At 70.3% G+C, this 20,401-nt stretch carries 18 protein-coding genes; 6 read left to right on the forward strand and 12 right to left on the reverse strand.

Annotation, left to right across the window (positions count from 1 at the left end; all coding sequences use genetic code 11):
- Positions 1-53 precede the first annotated feature (53 nt).
- Both nadA and C7444_RS05155 read left to right on the forward strand, forming a co-directional pair.
- Positions 54-1,166 (forward strand): quinolinate synthase NadA, encoded by a 1,113-nt coding sequence (gene nadA, locus C7444_RS05150; protein ID WP_110399751.1) that lies wholly within the window; start codon positions 54-56, stop codon positions 1,164-1,166.
- A gap of 87 nt (positions 1,167-1,253) precedes the next feature.
- A complete protein-coding gene (locus C7444_RS05155; RefSeq protein WP_110399752.1) occupies positions 1,254-1,538 on the forward strand; it encodes a late competence development ComFB family protein in 285 nt (94 codons plus the stop codon).
- Between the two features lie 25 nt (positions 1,539-1,563).
- Here C7444_RS05155 and nadB read toward each other — a convergent pair whose 3' ends face one another.
- Positions 1,564-3,231, reverse strand: a complete 1,668-nt coding sequence (nadB, locus tag C7444_RS05160) for an L-aspartate oxidase (RefSeq protein WP_110399753.1) — start codon at positions 3,229-3,231, stop codon at positions 1,564-1,566.
- Positions 3,232-3,380: 149 nt separating this feature from the next.
- Between nadB and C7444_RS05165 the strand changes: the two genes are divergently transcribed.
- Complete coding sequence (locus C7444_RS05165) at positions 3,381-4,664, forward strand: hypothetical protein (protein ID WP_110399754.1); 1,284 nt, start codon at positions 3,381-3,383, stop codon at positions 4,662-4,664.
- Positions 4,665-4,706: 42 nt separating this feature from the next.
- Here the strand turns inward: C7444_RS05165 and clpB are convergent, their stop codons facing one another.
- The 9 genes from clpB to C7444_RS05210 form a co-directional block, all read right to left on the reverse strand.
- Positions 4,707-7,307 carry an ATP-dependent chaperone ClpB gene (gene clpB / locus C7444_RS05170; RefSeq protein WP_110399755.1) on the reverse strand — a complete coding sequence of 867 codons (2,601 nt, stop codon included), beginning with the start codon at positions 7,305-7,307 and terminating at the stop codon, positions 4,707-4,709.
- A 116-nt stretch (positions 7,308-7,423) separates the two neighbouring features.
- A complete protein-coding gene (gene crcB / locus C7444_RS05175) occupies positions 7,424-7,813 on the reverse strand; it encodes a fluoride efflux transporter CrcB (protein ID WP_110399756.1) in 390 nt (129 codons plus the stop codon).
- Entirely contained in the window at positions 7,810-8,298 is a 489-nt protein-coding gene (locus C7444_RS05180; RefSeq protein ID WP_110399804.1) for a molybdenum cofactor biosynthesis protein MoaE, read from the reverse strand. The genes crcB and C7444_RS05180 overlap by 4 nt, the downstream gene beginning before the upstream one ends.
- A gap of 12 nt (positions 8,299-8,310) precedes the next feature.
- A complete protein-coding gene (locus C7444_RS05185) occupies positions 8,311-8,562 on the reverse strand; it encodes a MoaD/ThiS family protein (RefSeq protein ID WP_211317485.1) in 252 nt (83 codons plus the stop codon).
- Between the two features lie 8 nt (positions 8,563-8,570).
- Complete coding sequence (locus tag C7444_RS05190; RefSeq protein ID WP_245909414.1) at positions 8,571-9,890, reverse strand: molybdopterin molybdotransferase MoeA; 1,320 nt, start codon at positions 9,888-9,890, stop codon at positions 8,571-8,573.
- Positions 9,862-10,422: a molybdopterin-guanine dinucleotide biosynthesis protein B gene (gene mobB, locus C7444_RS05195; protein ID WP_110399758.1), complete on the reverse strand. Its 561-nt coding sequence runs from the start codon at positions 10,420-10,422 to the stop codon at positions 9,862-9,864. The genes C7444_RS05190 and mobB overlap by 29 nt, the downstream gene beginning before the upstream one ends.
- A 10-nt stretch (positions 10,423-10,432) precedes the next feature.
- Positions 10,433-11,851: a threonine synthase gene (gene thrC / locus C7444_RS05200; protein ID WP_110399759.1), complete on the reverse strand. Its 1,419-nt coding sequence runs from the start codon at positions 11,849-11,851 to the stop codon at positions 10,433-10,435.
- Entirely contained in the window at positions 11,848-13,158 is a 1,311-nt protein-coding gene (locus C7444_RS05205; protein ID WP_110399760.1) for a homoserine dehydrogenase, read from the reverse strand. Before C7444_RS05205 ends, thrC begins: the two co-directional genes overlap by 4 nt.
- A gap of 60 nt (positions 13,159-13,218) precedes the next feature.
- Positions 13,219-14,448: a pyridoxal phosphate-dependent aminotransferase gene (locus C7444_RS05210; protein WP_110399761.1), complete on the reverse strand. Its 1,230-nt coding sequence runs from the start codon at positions 14,446-14,448 to the stop codon at positions 13,219-13,221.
- A gap of 137 nt (positions 14,449-14,585) precedes the next feature.
- Here C7444_RS05210 and C7444_RS05215 point away from each other — a divergent pair, with 137 nt between their 5' ends.
- From C7444_RS05215 to C7444_RS05225, 3 genes are all read left to right on the forward strand, one after another.
- Positions 14,586-14,981 (forward strand): Mth938-like domain-containing protein, encoded by a 396-nt coding sequence (locus tag C7444_RS05215; RefSeq protein ID WP_110399762.1) that lies wholly within the window; start codon positions 14,586-14,588, stop codon positions 14,979-14,981.
- A 45-nt stretch (positions 14,982-15,026) separates the two neighbouring features.
- The gene (locus C7444_RS05220) at positions 15,027-15,503 is read left to right on the forward strand and encodes a peroxiredoxin (RefSeq protein WP_110399763.1); all 477 of its coding nucleotides are present in this window, start codon (positions 15,027-15,029) and stop codon (positions 15,501-15,503) included.
- A 189-nt stretch (positions 15,504-15,692) separates the two neighbouring features.
- Positions 15,693-17,564 carry a PhoH family protein gene (locus C7444_RS05225; protein ID WP_170130636.1) on the forward strand — a complete coding sequence of 624 codons (1,872 nt, stop codon included), beginning with the start codon at positions 15,693-15,695 and terminating at the stop codon, positions 17,562-17,564.
- A gap of 99 nt (positions 17,565-17,663) precedes the next feature.
- Here the strand turns inward: C7444_RS05225 and C7444_RS20965 are convergent, their stop codons facing one another.
- Both C7444_RS20965 and C7444_RS05235 read right to left on the reverse strand, forming a co-directional pair.
- Positions 17,664-19,322 carry an ABC transporter ATP-binding protein gene (locus tag C7444_RS20965; RefSeq protein WP_110399764.1) on the reverse strand — a complete coding sequence of 553 codons (1,659 nt, stop codon included), beginning with the start codon at positions 19,320-19,322 and terminating at the stop codon, positions 17,664-17,666.
- Entirely contained in the window at positions 19,319-20,398 is a 1,080-nt protein-coding gene (locus C7444_RS05235) for an ABC transporter permease (protein ID WP_110399765.1), read from the reverse strand. The genes C7444_RS20965 and C7444_RS05235 overlap by 4 nt, the downstream gene beginning before the upstream one ends.
- Positions 20,399-20,401: the final 3 nt, after the last annotated feature.

Raw genomic sequence — 20,401 nt, forward strand, 5'->3', positions numbered from 1 at the left:
CCGGCAGCCCACCGATCGGCGCCCGGACGGCGGGTCGGCTAGGATAGCGGCCCATGAATGACGTTCAGTTCGACTACACCCGCCAGGACGCCAGCGGCGCCAGCTGCACCGCCCATGCCTGGGCGAAGGTGCCCGCTCCCCTGACCACCGCCCAGCGCGACGCGCTCAAGCAGCGTGCCGCCGAGCTGCTGCGCCAGCAGCAGGCCGTGCTGGTGGCCCACTACTACGTCGACGGCGACCTGCAGGACCTGGCGCTGGCCACCGGCGGCTGCGTGTCCGACTCGCTGGAGATGGCCCGCTTCGGCCGTGACCACGCCGCCGGCACGCTGGTCGTCGCCGGCGTGCGTTTCATGGGCGAAAGCGCCAAGATCCTGTCGCCCGCCAAGCGGGTGCTGATGCCCGACCTGGACGCGACCTGCTCGCTCGACCTGGGCTGCCCGGCCGACGAGTTCAACCGCTTCTGCGACGCCCACCCGGACCGCACGGTGGTGGTCTACGCCAACACCAGCGCGGCCGTGAAGGCCAGGGCCGACTGGATGGTCACCAGCTCCTGCGCACTGTCGATCGTGCAGCACCTGCACGACCAGGGCCGCAAGATCCTCTGGGCCCCCGACAAGCACCTGGGCAGCTACGTGCAGCGCCAGACCGGCGCGGACATGCTGATGTGGAACGGCGCCTGCATCGTGCACGACGAGTTCAAGGGCCTGGAGCTCGAGCTGCTGCGCCGCGAGCACCCGCAGGCCAAGGTGCTGGTGCACCCCGAATCGCCGCGCGAGGTGGTGGACCAGGCCGACGTGGTCGGCTCCACCGCGCAGATGCTGCGGGCGGTGATCGAGATGGACGCGCCGGAATTCATCGTCGCCACCGACAACGGCATGTTCCACCGCATGCGGCAGTCGGCCCCGGGCAAGCGCCTGATCGAGGCCCCGACCGCCGGCAACAGCGCCACCTGCAAGAGCTGCGCGCACTGCCCGTGGATGGCGATGAACGGCCTGCAGGGCGTGGTCGACTGCCTGGAGAAGGGCCTGGGCGAGATCCAGGTGGACGAGCCGATCCGCTCGCAGGCGCTGGGCTGCATCGACCGCATGCTCGACTTCGTCGCGGCCCGGCCGGCCACGACCGGCCGCCCCGCCCAGGGCCTGGTGCCCCACATCGGCGCGGCCTGACGTCCTGCCGACCTCTGGCGGTCAAGTTTGACCGCCAGAGGTCGATACAAGCGCTGAACCCGATCACTCTTCAAGGATCAGCGCAGCATGAACGTCGATTTCAGCTCGGTGCACAACCACTACGAACGCCCGGTGTTCGACGCCGTGGCCCGGCTGGCACCCAACTACCCCTACCTCGATGCGGACACGTTGCCCGACGTGTCCTGCGTGGCCCTGAACCGGCTGGGCGCCCGCTACATCCGCCACACCGTCGACCTCGCCTTCTACCTGACGGAGAAGGAGCGCCTGTCGATGGACCAGACCATCAACGACGCGGTGAACTACGCCTTCGAGTTCGTGCAGGCGCGCATCGCGATGCGCGCCCGCCGCTGAGCCACCGGGGCCCGGCGCCTGCCGCTCAGCGGCACAGCCCCACGGAATTGCGTTCGCGCGGCAGGCTGCGGTCGGCCGGCGAGCGGCTCGCCCGCGCATCGCGCACCAGGATGGTCGGGAAGCTCACCGGCAGCGCCTGCGGGTAGTCGCGGCTGTAGTGCAGGCCGCGGCTCTCGCGGCGCATCAGCGCCGAACGCACGATCAGCTCGGCGCAGTCGACCAGGTTGCGCAGCTCGAGCAGGTCGCGGTTGACCCGGAAGTTGGCGTAGTACTCGTCGATCTCGGTGCGCAGCAGCCGGATGCGGTGCAGCGCCCGCTCGAGGCGGCGGGTCGTGCGCACGATGCCGACGTAGTTCCACATCAGCAGGCGCAGCTCGTCCCAGTTGTGGGCGATCACGACCTGCTCGTCGGCGTTCTCGACCTGGCTCTCGTCCCAGCCCGGCAGGACCGGTCGATCGACCGCCGGCTGCGCCAGGATCGACTCGCCGCAGGTGCGGCCCAGCACCACGCACTCGAGCAGCGAGTTGCTGGCCAGCCGGTTGGCCCCGTGCAGGCCGGTGTAGGTGGTCTCGCCCACCGCGTACAGCCCCGGCAGGTCGGTGCGACCGGCCAGGTCGGTCACCACGCCACCGCAGGTGTAGTGCGCCGCCGGCACCACCGGGATGGGCTGGCGGGCGATGTCGATGCCCAGCGCCAGGCAGCGGGCATGCACCGTCGGGAAATGCTCCTTCAGGAACGGCTCGCCCAGGTGCGTCGCGTCGAGCAGCACGTAGTCGACCCCGTGGCGCTTCATCTCGAAGTCGATCGCGCGGGCCACCACATCGCGCGGGGCCAGCTCGCCGCGGGCATCGTGGGCCTGCATGAAACGGGTGCCGTCGGGCAGCTTCAGGTGCCCGCCCTCACCGCGCAGCGCCTCGGTGATCAGGAAGCTGCGGTCCTCGGGGTGGTAGAGGCAGGTCGGATGGAACTGGATGAACTCCATGTTGCCGATGCGGCAGCCGGCGCGCCAGGCCATCGCGATGCCGTCGCCGGTGGAGGTGTCCGGGTTGGTCGTGTAGCGGTAGACCTTGCCCGCACCGCCGCTGGCCAGCACCACCGCGCTCGCCTGCAGCGTCTCGATGCGGCCCGACTCGATGTCGAGCGCATAGACGCCGTAGCAGCGGGGCGCGCCGTCGCCGCGGGCGTGGCGGGTGGTGATCAGGTCCACCGCCATCCACGGATGGCGCACCTCGATGCGCGGGTGGCGCGCCACCTCCTCGAGCAGCGCCTCGTGGATGGCCCGGCCGGTCGCATCGGCCGCATGGGCGATGCGGCGCACGGCGTGGCCGCCCTCGCGCGTCAGGTGCAGGCCCAGCGGGCCGTCGGGGTCGGGCGAGAACGGCACGCCACGCTCGACCAGCCAGGCCACGGCCGCCGCGCTGCGCTCGGCGATGAACCGGGCGGTGTGCTCGTCGACCAGGCCGGCTCCGGCCTCCTGGGTGTCGCGCACATGGCTGTCGATGCTGTCGTCGGGGCCGAGCACGCCGACGATGCCGCCCTGGGCCCAGTTGGTCGCGGCCTCTTCGAGGCTGCGCTTGGCCAGCACGATGACGTCCCGGTTCTGGGCCAGATGGAGTGCCACCGTGAGGCCGGCCAGGCCCGCACCGATGATCACGACGGGGAGATGTTCTTCAGAGGTGTACTGGACGGACATGAATCAGACTCGATCGGCAACAACGGAAACACTGTCCGTCACCACAAAACTGCGAAAGGCGGATGATAGGATGACATCGGGCTTGGATGTGGAAGGCCGCACACACCAGCACTGCAAAGTCCGTCCCATCGTGCTCCCGAGGCAGTGACATGAACCGTTTCCGTGATCCCTCCACGCCGTCCAGCCCGGGCGGCCTGTCCGAGGGCAAGACCGGCATCGCCGAGCTTGCGGCACCCAGGCACGCCGCGTCGTCGATGGGTGATCTCGGCCGCCCGAGCGGCGAGCACACGCGCGAGCTCTTCGTCTCGTGCGACCCCGCCTCGGCGCTGATCCAGCACTTCGAGCTGCATCCGGCCACCTACGTGGCGCTGCACGACCTCGCCTGCAACGCCTCGCGGCGGCTGCTGCAGGCGCTGGCCGGCGCCACCGGCCAGCCGATCGAGCACCTGGTGATCCGCCGCCAGGGCTTCGGCACCCTGCTGGCCTCGATCGACTACCTCGACTGCCCGGCCGCGCATGGCCGGGTGCTGCGGCTGTACTGCTGCGACACCGACACCGATCCGGCCACCCGCCAGGCGGTCAGCCATGTGCTGCTGGGCCGCTCGACGCTGGGCGTGGTGATGGTGGGCGAGCTGTCGGCCCAGGCGCTCAACGACCTGCTGCAGCCGCTGCGCGACCACCTGTTCGATCCGCACTGGACCTGCCGCCAGCTGCAGTTCATGCCGCTGGCCTCGGCCACCTCGACCTCGCTGGCGACGCTGGCCGGCGGCCTGGGGGCCGGCTCGGGCGTGACCACGCGCATCGCCCCGCTGGTGGTGGGCTCCAGCGAGGCCTGGAGTTTCCTCGCCCGGGCCTGGAACCAGTGGCAGCTGCAGCAGTACCCGCTGGCGCAGGCGCTGCTGCTCGAGCCGTTCCGCCCGGCCCGCGAGAGCTCGCAGCCGATGCCCCTGCCGGTCGGCAGCGCCACGACGGGCGCGGCCCCGCTGGTCTCGGCCCCGGCCGCGCTGACGACCACCAGCGCGCCGCTGCCGGCCAGCCCGCCCGCCCCGGCCCTGCCCCGCAACGCCCCGATGAGCCGTTTCGTGCGCGAGCTGGCGGACCTGCCAGGCGTGCACGCGCTGTGCGTGTTCGAGCAGGCCAGCAGCAAGGTCGTCGCCACGACGCCGGACGAGCCGCGTGCCGTCGACCTCGCCCGCCGCGGCACGCTGCTGATGGCGGCGGCGGCCACCAGCCGCCGCTCGCTGCACATCAGCTCCGAGCCCAGCGAGCTGGTGATCGCGGGCGGCAGCCTGTCACAGGGCCTGAGGCTGATCACCAGCCAGCCGGGCCTGGCGGTGCACCTGCTGTTCGATCCGGCCGTGACCGACTGGCCGACCCTGAGGGCCCGCCTGGCGGCGATGGACGCAGCCCTGCCACGCTACACGCCGACCTGAGCACCGGCCCGGCGGCCCCGACCCGGGCCGCCGGGCCGCGCTTCAGTGCACCACGCGGCCGAACTGGAACTGGCCGGCCTCGTCCACGCTGACCGGAACCACGTCCTTCGGGCCGAAACGGCCTTCCAGGATGAGCCGGGCCACCGGGTTCTCGATGCGCTGCTGGATCGCGCGCTTCAGCGGGCGGGCACCGAACACCGGATCGAAGCCGACCTTGGCCAGCTCGGCCAGCGCCTCGGGCGTGACCTCCAGCGTCATCTCCATCTTGGCCAGCCGCGCGGCCAGCGCCTGCAGCTGGATCGACGCGATCGACTCGATGTGCTGGCGGTCCAGCGCATGGAAGACCACCGCCTCGTCGATGCGGTTGAGGAACTCCGGGCGGAAGTGCTGCTTGACCTCGCCCCACACCGCCTCACGGATCGTCTCCGAGTCCTGGCCGACCATCGACATGATCAGGTGCGAGCCCAGGTTGCTGGTCATCACGATCACCGTGTTCTTGAAGTCCACGGTGCGCCCCTGGCCATCGGTCAGGCGGCCATCGTCGAGCACCTGCAGCAGCACGTTGAACACGTCCGGATGGGCCTTCTCGACCTCGTCGAGCAGCACCACGCTGTAGGGCTTGCGGCGCACGGCCTCGGTCAGCGTGCCGCCTTCGTCGTAGCCCACGTAGCCCGGGGGCGCACCGATCAGGCGGCTGACCGAGTGCTTCTCCATGAACTCGCTCATGTCGACGCGGATCATGTGCTCCTCGCTGTCGAACAGGAAGCCCGCCAGCGACTTGCACAGCTCGGTCTTGCCCACGCCGGTGGGGCCGAGGAACAGGAAGCTGCCCAGCGGCCGGTTCGGATCGGACAGGCCCGCGCGCGAGCGCCGGATGGCGTCGGCCACCGCGACGATGGCCTCGTCCTGGCCGACCACACGCTCGTGCAGCTTCTTCTCCATCTGCAGCAGCTTGTCGCGCTCGCCTTGCATCAGCCGGGACACCGGGATGCCGGTCGCGCGCGAGACCACCTCGGCGATCTCCTCGGAACCCACCATCGTGCGCAGCAGCTGGGGCGCGGCCGTGCCGTCCTTGTTGGCGGACTTGCCCGCCTCCTTGGCCTGCGCCTCCTTCAGGCGCTTCTCCAGGTCGGGCAGCTTGCCGTACTGCAGCTCGGCCACGCGGTTGAAGTCGCCCTTGCGCTTCCACTCCTCGATCTGCGAGCGGATGCGGTCGATCTCCTCCTTGACCTGGGCCGAGCCCTGGGCGGTCGCCTTCTCGGCCTTCCAGATCTCCTCGAGGTCGGCGTACTCCCGCTCGAGCTTGACGATCTCGTCGGCGATCAGGCCCAGGCGCTTGATCGAGGCCTCGTCCTTCTCGCGCTTGACCGCCTCGCGCTCGATCTTGAGCTGGATGAGGCGGCGGTCGAGCCGGTCCATCACCTCGGGGCGGGAGTCGATCTCGATCTTGATCTTGGCTGCCGCCTCGTCGATCAGGTCGATCGCCTTGTCGGGCAGGAAACGGTCGGTGATGTAGCGGTGCGACAGCTCGGCCGCGGCGATGATGGCCGGGTCGGTGATCTCCACGCCGTGGTGCACCTCGTACTTGGGCTTGAGGCCGCGCAGGATCGCGATCGTCGCCTCCACCGTCGGCTCGTCGACCAGCACCTTCTGGAAGCGGCGCTCCAGCGCGGCGTCCTTCTCGACGTACTTGCGGTACTCGTCCAGCGTGGTCGCGCCGATGCAGTGCAGCTCGCCGCGCGCCAGCGCCGGCTTGAGCATGTTGCCCGCGTCCATCGCGCCTTCGGCCTTGCCCGCGCCGACCATGGTGTGCAACTCGTCGATGAACAGGATGATGCGGCCCTCGTCCTGCGCCACCTCCTTGAGCACCGACTTGAGCCTTTCCTCGAACTCGCCGCGGTACTTGGCCCCGGCCAGCAGGCCGGCCATGTCGAGCACCAGCACACGCTTGTTCTTCAGCGACTCGGGCACCTCGCCATTGACGATGCGCTGGGACAGGCCCTCGACGATGGCGGTCTTGCCCACGCCGGGCTCGCCGATCAGCACCGGGTTGTTCTTGGTGCGGCGCTGCAGCACCTGGATGGCGCGGCGGATCTCGTCGTCGCGGCCGATCACCGGGTCGAGCTTGCCCAGGCGGGCGCGCTCGGTCAGGTCGAGCGTGTACTTCTTGAGCGCCTCGCGCTGGCCTTCGGCCTCGGCGCTGTCGACCTTCTCGCCGCCACGCACCGCATCGACGGCGGACTCCAGCGCCTTGCGGGTCAGGCCGGCGGCACGCGCGGCCAGGCCGAGATCGGTCTTGGTGTCGCAGAAGGCCAGCAGGATCATCTCGCTGGCGATGAACTGGTCACCGCGTCTGGTGGCCTCCTTCTCGGCGGCCTGCAGCAGCGCGACCAGCTCGCGCCCGGGCTGCAGCTGCGCGCCCTGCACGGTGGCCACCCGCGAGAGCGCCGTCTCGATCGCGTCGTCGAGGGCGCGCAGGTTCACGCCGGCGCGCTGCAGCAGCGAGCGGGGCCCGTCCTCCTGCTGCAGCAGGGCCTTGATCAGGTGGGCAGGTTCGATGTAGGGGTGGTCGGCCGCCAGCGCGAGGCTCTGGGCGTCGCCGAGGGCCTGTTGGAGCAGCGTGGTGAGCTTGTCGAGTCGCATGGGATGAATCCTCCGGTTGCAGAGGATCTGAGGCGAGCGGACGCGATTTCAAGGCAGGGTCGGACGGCCTTTCGATCTGGATCAAGCAGGCCGGCCGCGACCCCGGATCGGCGGGCTCAGGCGTCCCAGAGCCAGCGCCCGGCCGCATGGCCCGCGGCCGCGGCCAGCAGCGCGCCCAGCAGGTGCAGGCCGGCGTGCAGCAGGGCCGTGCCGTGGCGCCCGCCCGCCAGCAGCGTCAGCGTCTCGCCGGAGAAGGTCGAGAACGTGGTCAGTCCGCCCAGGAAACCGGTCACCGCCAGCAGGCGCCAGACCTGCTGGTCCGGGTGCAGCCGGAACCACACCAGCGCCAGCCCGATCAGCAGGCCGCCGGCGACGTTGACCACCAGCGTGCCCAGCGGAATGCCCGACACCAGCACGCCGCAGCGCAGGCCGGCCTGCCAGCGCAGCAGCGCCCCCGCCGAGGCCCCCAGCGCGATGGCGCCGGCCTGCACCAGCACGGCGCTCACGCCACGCCGCCGTTGTCGGCCTCGAGCCCCCAGCGCCGCAGCGCCGCGTCGTCGCTGACACGGGCGTCGACCCAGCGCGCGCCCTCGGGCGTGGTCTCCTTCTTCCAGAACGGCGCCTGGATCTTCAGGTAGTCCATCAGGAACTCGCAGGCCAGGAAGGCCTGGCCGCGGTGGGCCGAGCTCACCAGCACCAGCACGATCTGGTCCTGCGGCTGCAGCGGCCCCACGCGGTGGATCACGCGCGCGGCGCGCAGGTCGAAGCGCTCGAAGGCCGCGTCGATCATCGACTCGATGCTGGCCTCGGTCATGCCCGGGTAGTGCTCAAGCTCCATCGCCTGCACGCTCGCGCCGTCGCTGCGCTCGCGCACCGTGCCCAGGAAGCTGACCACCGCCCCCACGCCCCCATCACCCGCCCTCAGGGCCGCCACCTCGGCCGACAGGTCGAAGTCCTGCGTCTGGATGGACACGCGGGCCGGTCGATTCATGGCCATCTCCGTTCAGCCGCCGGTCACCGGCGGGAAGAAGGCCAGCTCGGCCCCTTCGTCGACCAGGGTCGACTCCGGGCACAGCACCTGGTTGAGCGCGCTGCGCAGCGGCCGGCCGCGGGCGAGCACGCCGGCGTGCGGGTCGCCGCGGGCGATCAGCTGGTCACGCACGGCCGCCACGCTCGCGGGGCCGTCGATCTCCAGCGTCTCCTCGCTGCCCAGGGCCTCGCGCAGCGAAGCGAAATAACGCAGGCGGATCCGGATCTTGGTCGTCATGTGAGTTCGCTCAGGGGCAGGAAAGGCAGCAGGTCGCCGGGCTCGACGGTCTGCCCTGGTGCCAGGTCGACCAGGCCGTCGGCCCAGGCCATCGAGGTCAGCACGCCGGAGCCCTGGTTGTCATGCAGCACGAGCCGGCCGTCGGCATCGAGCCGGGCGCGCACGAAGTCGCGCCGGCGGTCACCGACCTCGCGGCGGAAGGCCGCCGGCAGCAGGAAGCGCCGCGGCGCCAGCGCCGTGGCGCCCTGCATCCTCAGGATGAAGGGCCGCACCAGCAGCAGGAAGGTCACGCAGCTGGCCACCGGATTGCCCGGCAGGCCGAGGAACCAGGCCTCGCCCTCGCCGCCCTCACCTTCGCCCTCACCCGGCGCGCGGCGCACGGCCCCGAAGGCCAGCGGCTTGCCCGGTTTCATCGCGATCTGCCAGAGGTCGAGCCGGCCTTCGGCCCGGACCGCCGGCTTGACATGGTCCTCGTCGCCGACGGACACCCCGCCGGAGGTCAGGATCAGGTCGCTGTGGCGGGCCGCCTCGCGCAGCGCGGCGCGGGTGGCATCGAGCCGGTCGGGCACGATGCCCAGGTCCTGCACCTCGCAGCCCAGGCCCTGCAGCAGGCCACGCAGCGTGTAGCGGTTGGAGTTGTAGATCGCGCCCGGGCGCAGCGGCTCGCCGGGCATCAGCAGCTCGTCGCCGGTCGAGAACAGCGCGACCCGCACCCGGCGGGCCACCTGCAGCTGCGCCGCGCCGACGGACGCGGCCAGCCCGAGCGATGCCGCATCGAGGCGATGACCGGCGGGCAGCACCACCGCCCCGGCGGCCACGTCCTCGCCGCGCCGCCGCACCCACTGGCCCGGGCGCACCTCGGCGCGCAGGCGCACCGCACCGAGCCCTGCCGCATCGGTACCGGCGGGATCGGCCAGGAACTCGCACTCCTCCTGCATCACCACCGCGTCGGCACCGGCGGGCAGGTGGGCGCCGGTGAACAGGCGCGCGGCCTCGCCCGGTGCCAGCGCGCGGCCCACCTGACCGGCGGCGATGCGCTGGCGCACCGGCAGCACCGTGCCGGCGGCCAGGCCCTCGGGCGCGACCACGGCGATGCCGTCCATCGCGCTGTTGTCGGCCGGCGGCACGTCGACCTGCGAGACCACCTCGGCGGCCAGCACCCGGCCGAGCGCATCGAAGGTCGACACGCTCTCGGCGGGCCGGCCGCGCGGCGACCCGGCGGCCGCCAGCAGCTGCTGCAGGGCCTCGTCGAAGGGGCGCATCGGGGCGCGGGTCGGCACGGCGGGCTCAGGCGGCATCGCCGGGGTCGGATTCATCGGGGGCGAGGTATTCATATCGCTGGGCATGCTGCCTCAGAAAGGCGGCCACCGTCGCGGGCTGGTCCAGATCCAGCACCGGCAGTCCGGTCGGCTCGGGCAGCGGCGTGGTGGTGGCCACCGCCACCACGTAGGGATCGACGGGATAGAGCAGGGCCGCGGGACGGGCCTCGCGCCAGACCTCGATCTTGGGCAGGTCGGCGTGCTTGAAGCCTTCGACCAGCACCCAGTGCTCGTGGCCCAGCACCGACAGGTCGGCCAGCTCGGCCAGCAGCTGGTGCACGTCGGGCTCGTGCTCGGTCTCGTGCTCGCGCATCAGCGCCAGCCGGCGGCTGTTGGCCACCAGGACCTCGAAGGCCCCGGCCTCGCGGTGACGCCAGCTGTCCTTGCCGGGGGTGTCGATGTCGAAGCGCTTGTGGGCGTGCTTGACCACCGACACCTTGCAGCCCGCGGCCTTCAAGGCCGTGATCACGCCTTCGGCCAGGGTCGTCTTGCCCGACCCCGAGGCGCCGCAGAGTCCGACGACTTTCATCGCCGCGGCATCACAGCGGCACGTGGTCGCGCACGTACTGCTGGATCACCGCCGTGTCGGCCGGCACGACCTGGAAACGCTTGGGCCGCGACTCCAGATCGGCCAGCGCGGCCGGGCGCGGGGCGTGCACGTCGGCGCCCAGCGCCTCGGCGATGGTCGCCTCGAACTTGGCCGGCAGCGCCGTCTCCAGCACGATCATCGGCACGCCGGGCTCGCGCAGCTCACGCGCCACCTTGACGCCGTCGGCGGTGTGGGTGTCGATCAGCACGCCCTGGCCCGCGTGGGTCGCGCGGATCGTCGCGAGGCGGTCGGCATGGGTCGAGCGGCCGGACTGGAAGCCGTAGGCGGGAATGCGGGCGAACTCGTCGGCGCTCAGCGTGAACACGCCGTCCCGGGCGATCGCCTCGCCGAACAGGGCCTTGGTGCGCGCGCCGTCGCGGCCGAGCAGGTCGAACACGAAACGCTCGAAGTTCGACGCCTTGCTGATGTCCATCGACGGGCTCGACGTTTCCCAGGTCTCGGCGCTGCCGCGCACGCGGTAGCTGCCGGTGCGGAAGAACTCCTCGAGCACGTTGTTCTCGTTGGTCGCGACCACGAGGTGCTTGACCGGCAGGCCCATCATGCGCGCCACGTGGCCGGCGCAGACGTTGCCGAAGTTGCCCGACGGCACGGTGAAGCTGACCTGCTCGTCGTTGGACTTCGTGGCCTGGAAATAACCGGCGAAGTAGTAGACGACCTGCGCCAGCAGCCGCGCCCAGTTGATCGAGTTGACGGTGCCGATGCGGTAGGCGCGCTTGAACTCGAGGTCGTTGGAGACGGCCTTGACGATGTCCTGGCAGTCGTCGAACACGCCCTCGACGGCGAGGTTGTGGATGTTCTCGTCCTGCAGCGAGAACATCTGCGCCTGCTGGAACGGGCTCATGCGGCCGTGCGGCGACAGCATGAACACGCGCACGCCGGCCTTGCCGCGCATCGCGTACTCGGCCGCGCTGCCGGTGTCGCCGGAGGTCGCGCCCAGGATGTTGAGCTGCTCGCCGCGGCGCCCCAGTTCGTACTCGAACAGGTTGCCCAGCAGCTGCATCGCCATGTCCTTGAAGGCCAGCGTCGGGCCGTTGGACAGCGACTCCAGGCACAGGCCCGGCTCCAGCGGCCGCAGCGGGACGATCGCTTCGGTGCCGAAGACTTCCGCGGTGTAGGTCTTCTCGGCCAGGCGCTTGAGGTCGAGCGGCGGGATGTCGTCGATGTAGAGCGACAGGATCTCGAAGGCCAGCTCGGCATAGCTCAGGCCGCGCCAGCGCGCCAGCGTGGCCGCGTCGACCTTCGGGTAGCTCACCGGCAGGTAGAGCCCGCCGTCGGGCGCCAGGCCCTCGAGCAGGATCTCGCAGAAACGGCGCTCGGTGCGATCGCCGCGGGTGCTGATGTACTTCATGCCAGCTCTTCCTTGCGCAGGCTGACGATGGGTGCGAGCACCGTGGGCAGCGACTGCATCTGGGTCAGGGCGTGACGCATCGCGCCTTCGACCGTCTCGTGGGTCAGGATGATCAGGTCGGTCTGGTTCTCGCCTTCGGCCGACTCGCGCTGCAGCACGGCGTCGATGGAGATGTCGCTGTCGGCCAGGATGCGCGTGATGTTGGCCAGCACGCCCTTCTGGTCGGCCACGCACAGGCGCAGGTAGAAGGCGGTGCGCACCTGGTCGATCGGCAGGATGGGCGTGGAGGCCAGCGAGTCGGGCTGGAAGGCCAGGTGCGGCACGCGGTGGTCCGGGTCGGCCGTGGCCAGGCGGGCGATGTCGACCAGGTCGGCCACGACGGCCGAGGCGGTCGGCTCCGAGCCGGCGCCCTTGCCGTAGTACAGCGTGGTGCCCACGGCGTCGCCCTGCACCATCACCGCGTTCATCGCGCCTTCGACGTTGGCGATCAGGCGCTTGCTCGGCACCAGCGTCGGGTGCACGCGCAGCTCGATGCCCTCGGCCTGGCGCTTGGCGATGCCCAGCAGCTTGATGCGGTAGCCCAGCTGCTCGGCGTAGCGGATGTCGGTGGCCGACAGCTTGGTGATGCCCTCGATGTGGGCACGGTCGAACTGCACCGGGATGCCGAAGGCCAGCGCGCTCATCAGCGTGGCCTTGTGGGCGGCGTCCACGCCCTCGATGTCGAAGGTCGGGTCGGCCTCGGCGTAGCCCAGGCGCTGCGCCTCCTTGAGCACCACGTCGAAGTCGAGGCCCTTGTCGCGCATCTCCGACAGGATGAAGTTGGTCGTGCCGTTGATGATGCCGGCGATCCACTCGATGCGGTTGGCGGTCAGGCCTTCACGCAGCGCCTTGATGATCGGGATGCCCCCGGCGACCGCTGCCTCGAACGCGACCATCACGCCCTGCGCGCGGGCGGCGGCGAAGATCTCGCTGCCATGCACGGCCAGCAGCGCCTTGTTGGCGGTGACCACGTGCTTGCCCGCGGCGATCGCCTCGAGCACCAGGTCGCGGGCGATGCCGTAGCCGCCGATCAGCTCGACCACGATGTCGATGTCGGGGTTGGCGATGATCTCGCGGGCATCGGCGACGATGCGCACCCGGTCGCCGACGATGTCGCGCGCGGCGTCGAGGTTGCGGCGCGAGACCATGGTCAGCTCGATGCCGCGGCCGGCACGACGCTGGATCTCTTCCTGGTTGCGGGACAGAACGTGGAACACGCCAGCGCCGACGGTACCAAGGCCCATGAGGCCGACCTGGATGGGTTTCATGCGATCAGAGCGCCTTCGACGGCGCGGATATGGAGAGGAAAAGGACGAACGACCACCGGCTCAGGCGCCGTGGCGCTTGCGGTAGTGGTCGAGGAAACGGGCGATGCGGCCGACCGCTTCGGTCAGGTCGTCGGTGTTGGGCAGGAACACCAGCCGGAAATGGTCCGGCTGGGCCCAGTTGAAGCCGGTGCCCTGCACGATCAGCACCTTCTCCTCGGCCAGCAGCTCGTAGGCGAACTGCTGGTCGTCGGCGATCGGGTACATCTTCGGGTCGAGCCGCGGGAACATGTAGAGCGCCGCCTTGGGCTTGACGCAGGTGACGCCGGGGATCTCGGTCAGCAGCTTGTGGGCGAGGTCGCGCTGGCGGCACAGCCGCCCGCCCGGCACGACCAGGTCCTTGATGCTCTGGTAGCCGCCCAGCGCGGTCTGGATCGCCAGCTGGCCGGGCGTGTTGGCACACAGCCGCATCGAGGCCAGCATGTTCAGGCCCTCGATGTAGTCGCGCGCCCGGCGCTTGTCGCCCGACACCACCATCCAGCCGGCGCGGTAGCCGCAGGAGCGGTAGTTCTTGCTCAGGCCGTTGAAGGTGACGAAGAAGACGTCGTCGGCCAGCGAGGCGATGCTGGTGTGGGTCTCGCCGTCGTAGAGAGTCTTGTCGTAGATCTCGTCGGCGAAGATGACCAACTGGTGCTCACGCGCCAGCTCGACGATCTCCTGCAGCACCGACTCCGGATAGAGCGCACCGGTCGGGTTGTTCGGGTTGATGACGACGATGGCCTTGGTGCGCGGCGTGATCTTGGCGCGCATGTCGGCGATGTCGGGCAGCCAGTCGCTCTGCTCGTCGCAGAGGTAGTGCACCGGCGTGCCGCTCGAGAGCGCGACCACCGCGGTGTAGAGCGGGTAGTCCGGCGACGGGATCAGCACCTCGTCGCCATCGTCGAGCAGCGCGTTCATGCTCATGGCGATCAGCTCGGAGGCGCCGTTGCCCAGGTAGACGTCGTCGACCGAGACCCCGCGGATGCCTTTTTCCTGCGTGTAGTGCACCACCGACTTGCGGGGCGCGAACAGGCCCTTGCTGTCGGTGTAGCCGGCCGCGTTCGAGAGGTTGCGGATCATGTCCTGCACGATCTCGTCGGGCGGCTCCAGCCCGAACACGGCCAGATTGCCGATGTTCAGCTTGATGATCTTGTGCCCTTCTTCTTCCATCTGGCGGGCTTTTTCCAGCACCGGGCCGCGGATGTCGTAGCAGACATTGGCGAGCTTGCTGGATTTGGCGACGGTCTTGGGCACTCAGGCTTCCTTCCGAGAGGCCCCGGAACGGGTCGGGGCCGATGAGGCAAAAGCTAGAATTTTACTCACATGCCCCCACCTGATCCCGATCAGGCCCTCAGGGGCGCCGTGGCCCGAACCCCAGCGAAGAAGACGACGTGAAATTCCAACCCGACAAGATGGACGGCGTGAACGCCGTCCAGGCCCACACCCCCGACAGCATCACCATCCTGGGCACGACGTGGCGACAGAGCGTGCTGGTGCCCTCGCGGGGCCAGGTCCTGACCTGGGACTGCCGCTCCTTCGACGAACTCGAGGCCGAACATTTCGAAACGATTCTGGCGCTCGAGCCCGAACTGGTGATCTTCGGCAGCGGCAGGAAGCTGAGATTTCCCGCGCCCGCCCTCTGTCGCGCGCTGATCCAGCAGCGCGTGGGCATCGAGAGCATGGACACCGGCGCGGCCTGCCGCACCTACAACATCCTGGTGTCCGAGGGGCGCCGAGTGGTCGGTGCATTCCTGATCGAATCCGATCGGGGCCCGGGCCACTTATAATCGACGGATTGTGCACCGTTCCGCACACAGACTATAGAAACCTGCATGACACCCGCTATCAACAAACCTCTTCCGGAATTTGAAGCGAATGCAACCGGTGGCATGAAGTTCACGCCACAAGCCCTGCTCGGCAAGGTCGTGGTGCTGTACTTCTACCCGAAGGACAACACGCCCGGTTGTACCACTGAAGCAATGCAGTTTCGCGATCATCACCAGGACTTCGCCGATGCCGGCGCCGTGGTGTTCGGCGTCTCGCGAGACAACATGGTCTCGCACGACAAGTTCAAGCAGACGCTCGAGCTGCCCTTCGAACTGGTGGCCGACACCGAGGAGAAGCTCTGCCACATGTTCGGCGTGGTCAAGAACAAGATCATGTACGGCAAGAAGGTCAAGGGCATCGAGCGCAGCACCTTCCTGATCGATGCCGAGGGCATGCTGCGGGCCGAATGGCGCGGCATCAAGGTCGCCGGCCACGTCGACGAGGTGCTCAAGGCGGTGCAGGACCTGAAAAATCCCGTCTGAACGGGACTCGCACCCGGGCGCCGGCCTGGCGCCTGTCGCACGGTGTGCATAATGGGGCTCATGCGATCGAGCATTGAACCGCATTCCCCCGAAAAGCCGTACAGCTTGCTGTGCGGCTTTTTCTTTTCCGGCCTCCGTGTGCCGCGGGCCCGTCCCGTGGTGCACCTCGTCATGTGACTGCCACTGCCCATGCCTCTGCCGAAACCCCCTGCCAAACGCGGATCTCTCCTCGACCTCTCCGACTACGCCGGCACGCTCGCCCAGCGACCTGCCCGGCGCGGCGGCAAGACCCCGGCGGCCGATGACACGGCACTGCTGGAGCCTGCGGTGCTCGCCGCCGAAGCGCCCCAGGCGGCGGCCGCCGCCGTGAGCGTCGCGCCCCCGGCGCGCAGCACCGGGCGCAAGGCCCGGACCGCCGTCGCCGGCACGCCGGTGGCCCGTGACACGAGCCCGAAGGCCGTGCCCCAGGCCACGCCAGCCCAGGCCGCCGCGCAGGCGGCACCGGTCGCCCCGCCGCAGGCCAAGGGCCGCAACACCCCCAAGGGCCGGGCCCGGACCGAGCCCAGGCCCGCGGCCGTCACCCCGCCCGCCGCGCCCGCCGCCGTCGTGGTGGCCGAGCGTGCTCCGGCGGTCCAGCCGGCCACGCGCCGCGCCCGCACGCCGCGCAACACCGGTCCGGCCAAGCTGTTCGTGCTCGACACCAACGTGCTGATGCACGACCCGATGTCGCTGTTCCGCTTCGAGGAACACGACATCTACCTGCCGATGATCACGCTCGAGGAGCTCGACGGCCACAAGAAGGGCATGAGCGAGGTCTCGCGCAACGTGCGCCAGGTCAGCCGCGAGCTCGACGGCCTGGCCAAGGACAGCTCCCTGGCGCCGGCCGAGGGCATCGCCCTGGCCAAGACCGGCCACCGCGAAGCCGGCGGCAAGCTGTACTTCCAGACCACGCTGCTGGACGTGAAGCTGCCCGCCGGGCTGCCGCAGGGCAAGGCCGACAACCAGATCCTGGGGGTCGTGCAGAGCCTGCGCGAGCAGCATCCCGAGCGTGAGGTGGTGCTGGTGTCCAAGGACATCAACATGCGCATCAAGGCGCGTGCGCTGGGCCTGGCCGCCGAGGACTACTTCAACGACAAGACGCTCGAGGACGGTGACCTGCTCTACACCGGCGTCATTGCCCTGCCGCCGGACTTCTGGGAGCGCCACGGCAAGACGATGGAGAGCTGGCAGCAGAACGGCTCGACCTTCTACCGCATCAGCGGGCCGCTGGTGCCCTCGCTGATGGTCAACCAGTTCGCCTACCTCGAGTCGCCGGGCAATGCGCCGCTCTATGCCAAGGTCACCGAGATCACCGGCAAGACGGCGGTGCTGCGCACGCTCAAGGACTACAGCCATGCCAAGAACGCGGTGTGGGGCGTGATGTCGCGCAACCGCGAGCAGAACTTCGCGCTGAACCTGCTGATGGATCCGGAGTGCGACTTCATCACGCTGACCGGCACGGCGGGCACCGGCAAGACGCTGATGACGCTGGCCGCCGCGCTGTCGCAGGTGCTCGACGAGCGCCGCTACAGCGAGATCATCGTCACCCGCGTGACCGTGCCGGTGGGCGAGGACATCGGCTTCCTGCCCGGCAACGAGGAGGAGAAGATGAGCCCGTGGATGGGCGCGCTCGACGACAACCTCGAGGTGCTGGCCCGTAGCGACAGCGGCGCGGGCGAATGGGGCCGCGCGGCCACCAACGACCTGGTGCGCAGCAAGATCAAGATCAAGAGCCTGAACTTCATGCGCGGGCGCACCTTCCTGAACAAGTTCGTCATCATCGACGAGGCGCAGAACCTGACGCCCAAGCAGATGAAGACGCTGATCACGCGCGCCGGCCCGGGCACCAAGATCATCTGCCTGGGCAACCTGGCGCAGATCGACACGCCCTACCTGACCGAAGGCAGCTCGGGCCTGACCTACGCGGTCGACCGCTTCAAGGGCTGGCCGCACTCGGGCCACATCACGCTGGCGCGCGGCGAGCGGTCGCGCCTGGCGGACTTCGCCTCCGAAGTGCTCTGACCCGGCGACGCCGCGTCACCCCGGACGGGCGCCTCGGCGCCCGTTTTTCATGGGGCGCGGCCCGGGAGACGAGGCCGGCAGGGCCTGCCGGTCTCGCCTTCAGGACGGGTCGAGCACCCGGGCCACGTCGGCCGAGGCGGCCAGCAGCGCCCGGGTGAAATCGCTGCGCGGCTGGCGCAGCACCTCGTCGGTCGGGCCGGACTCGACCAGCCGGCCGTCCTTCATCACCACCACGTGGTGGGCCATCGCGGCGACGACGTCGATGTCGTGGGTGATCAGCAGGTAGCTCAGGCCACGCTCGTGCTGCAGGCGCTGCAGCAGCTGCAGGATCTGCTGCTGCACGGTGACGTCCAGCGCGCTAGTGGGCTCGTCGAGCACCAGCAGGCCCGGCTGCACCACCAGCGCGCGCGCCAGCGCCAGCCGTTGGCGCTGGCCGCCGGAGAACTCGTGCGGGTAACGCGCCAGCAGGCCGGGGAAACGGTCCGGCGACAGGCCGACGTCGGCCAGCGTGTCCAGCACGCGCTGGCGGACCTCGGCCGGGCCCAGCGACGGGTGGTGCACGCCCAGGCCCTCGGCCACGATCTGCTCGACGGTGCGCCGCGGCGACAGCGACGAGAACGGATCCTGGAACACCACCTGCACCCGCCGGCGCAGCGCCCGGTCGGCGCCGAGCCGGCCGGTCCAGGCCTGCCCGTCGATGCTCAGCTCGCCGGTGCAGGGCAGCAGCCCCAGCGCGGCCAGCGCCAGCGTCGACTTGCCGGAGCCGGATTCGCCGATGACCCCCAGCGTGCGGCCGACCGGCAGGTCGAGGTCGGCGCCCTGCACCGCCACCCGCTCATCCGTGCCGAACCAGCCGCGCAGGCCCGGCCGGGGGATCGTGTAGGCCACCCGCAGGCCGCGCGCGCGCAGCAGCGGCACGGCCTGCGTCGGGGCCGGCCGCAGGTCGCGGCGCGGCCGGCTGTCGAGCAGGCGGCGGGTGTAGGGATGGGCCGGGGTCTCGACGACCTGCTGCACCGGGCCCTGCTCGACCAGCCGGCCGCGCTCCATCACCATCACCCGGTCGGCGAAGCGCCGCACCAGGTGCAGGTCGTGGGTGATCAGCAGCACGGCGAGGCGGTGCTCACGCTGCAGCTCGTCGAGCAGGTCGAGGATCTGCAGCCGCACGGTCGCGTCCAGCGCGGTGGTCGGCTCGTCGGCGATCAGCAGGCGCGGCTCGCCGGCCAGCGCCATCGCGATCATCGCGCGCTGCCGCTGGCCGCCCGAGAGCTGGTGCGGGAAGGCGCAGGCACGCTGCTGCGGCTCGGCGATGCCGGTGCGCGCCAGCAGCGCCACCGCCTGGCGCCAGGCCTGGGCGCGGGAGACGAGCTGGTGCACCTCGATGACCTCGGCGATCTGGTCGCCGATGCTCAGCAGCGGGTTCAACGCCGTCATCGGCTCCTGGAAGATGGTCGCCACCTGCCGGCCGCGCACGGCCCGCAGCTCGGGCAGGTCGAGCTGCAGCAGGTCACGCGGGCCTTCGCCGGGGCCGCCCGGATCGAACAGCGCCTGCCCGCCGACCTGGGCCTGGGGCACCAGCCGCAGCAGGCTGAAGGCGCTCACCGTCTTGCCCGAGCCGGACTCGCCGACCAGCGCCAGCCGCTCGCCGGCCTGCAGCTCGAAGCTCATGCCCTGCACCACCGGCCGGCCGGCGAACGAGACCGACAGGTCCCGCACCGACAGCAGCGGCCGCGGGCCGCCGGGACGGGTGGCCGCGTTCATGGCTGCATCTCCTTGCGCGGATCGAGCGCATCGCGCAGCGCGTCACCGATGAAGGTCAGCAGCAGCAGCGTCAGCACCAGCACGGCGAAGGTCGACAGCGAGATCCACCACGCGTCGATGTTGTTCTTGCCCTGGGCCAGCATCTCGCCCAGGCTGGGCGTGTCCGAGGGCACGCCCAGACCGAGGAAGTCCAGCGAGGTCAGCGCCAGGATGGCCGCGCTCATGCGGAAGGGCAGGAAGGTCACCACCGGCGTGAGGCTGTTGGGCAGCACGTGGCGCCAGATGATCTGGCCGTGGCTCAGGCCCATCGCCCGCGCGGCGCGCACATGGTCGAGCTGGCGGTTGCGCAGGAACTCGGCACGCACGTAGTCCGACAGCCCCATCCAGCCGAACAGGCTCAGCAGCACCAGCAGCAGGCCCAGGCCGGGCTCGAACACCGCCGCCAGGATGATCAGCAGGTAGAGCTCGGGCATGGAGCTCCAGATCTCGATGAAACGCTGGAAGGCCAGGTCGGTGCGCCCGCCGAAATAACCCTGGAGCGCGCCGGTCAGCACGCCCAGCAGCGTGCCCACCGCCGTCAGCGCCAGCCCGAACAGCACCGAGACGCGAAAGCCGTAGAGCAGCCGCGCCAGGATGTCGCGGCCGCGGTCGTCGGTGCCCAGCCAGTTCTCGCTCGACGGAGCGGCCGGGTTCGGTGAGGAGGCGAAGTAGTTGATCGTGCGGTGGTGGTAGCGGTTGGGCGGATAAAGCGCGAAGTTGCCCGGCCGGGCCAGCTGGGCGGCGATGAACGGGTCGAGGTAGTCGGTCGGGGTCTCGAAGTCGCCGCCGAAGGTGGTCTCCGGCAGGGTCTGGACCAGCGGCACGTACCAGCGGCCGTCGTGGCGCACCAGCAGCGGCAGGTTGTTGGACAGCAGCTCGGCACCCAGGCTGAGCAGCACCAGCCCCCCGAACAGGCACAGGCTCCACCAGCCCAGCCGGTGCTGGCGAAAGCGCTGCCAGGCGCGCCGCGAGGGCGACAGGGACGGAGCCGGCGCCACGGGCCCGGCAGCGGGAGGAGACACGATGGCACTCATCATCCG

It is taken from the genome of Sphaerotilus hippei (assembly GCF_003201595.1).
Lineage (GTDB): Bacteria > Pseudomonadota > Gammaproteobacteria > Burkholderiales > Burkholderiaceae_C > Sphaerotilus > Sphaerotilus hippei.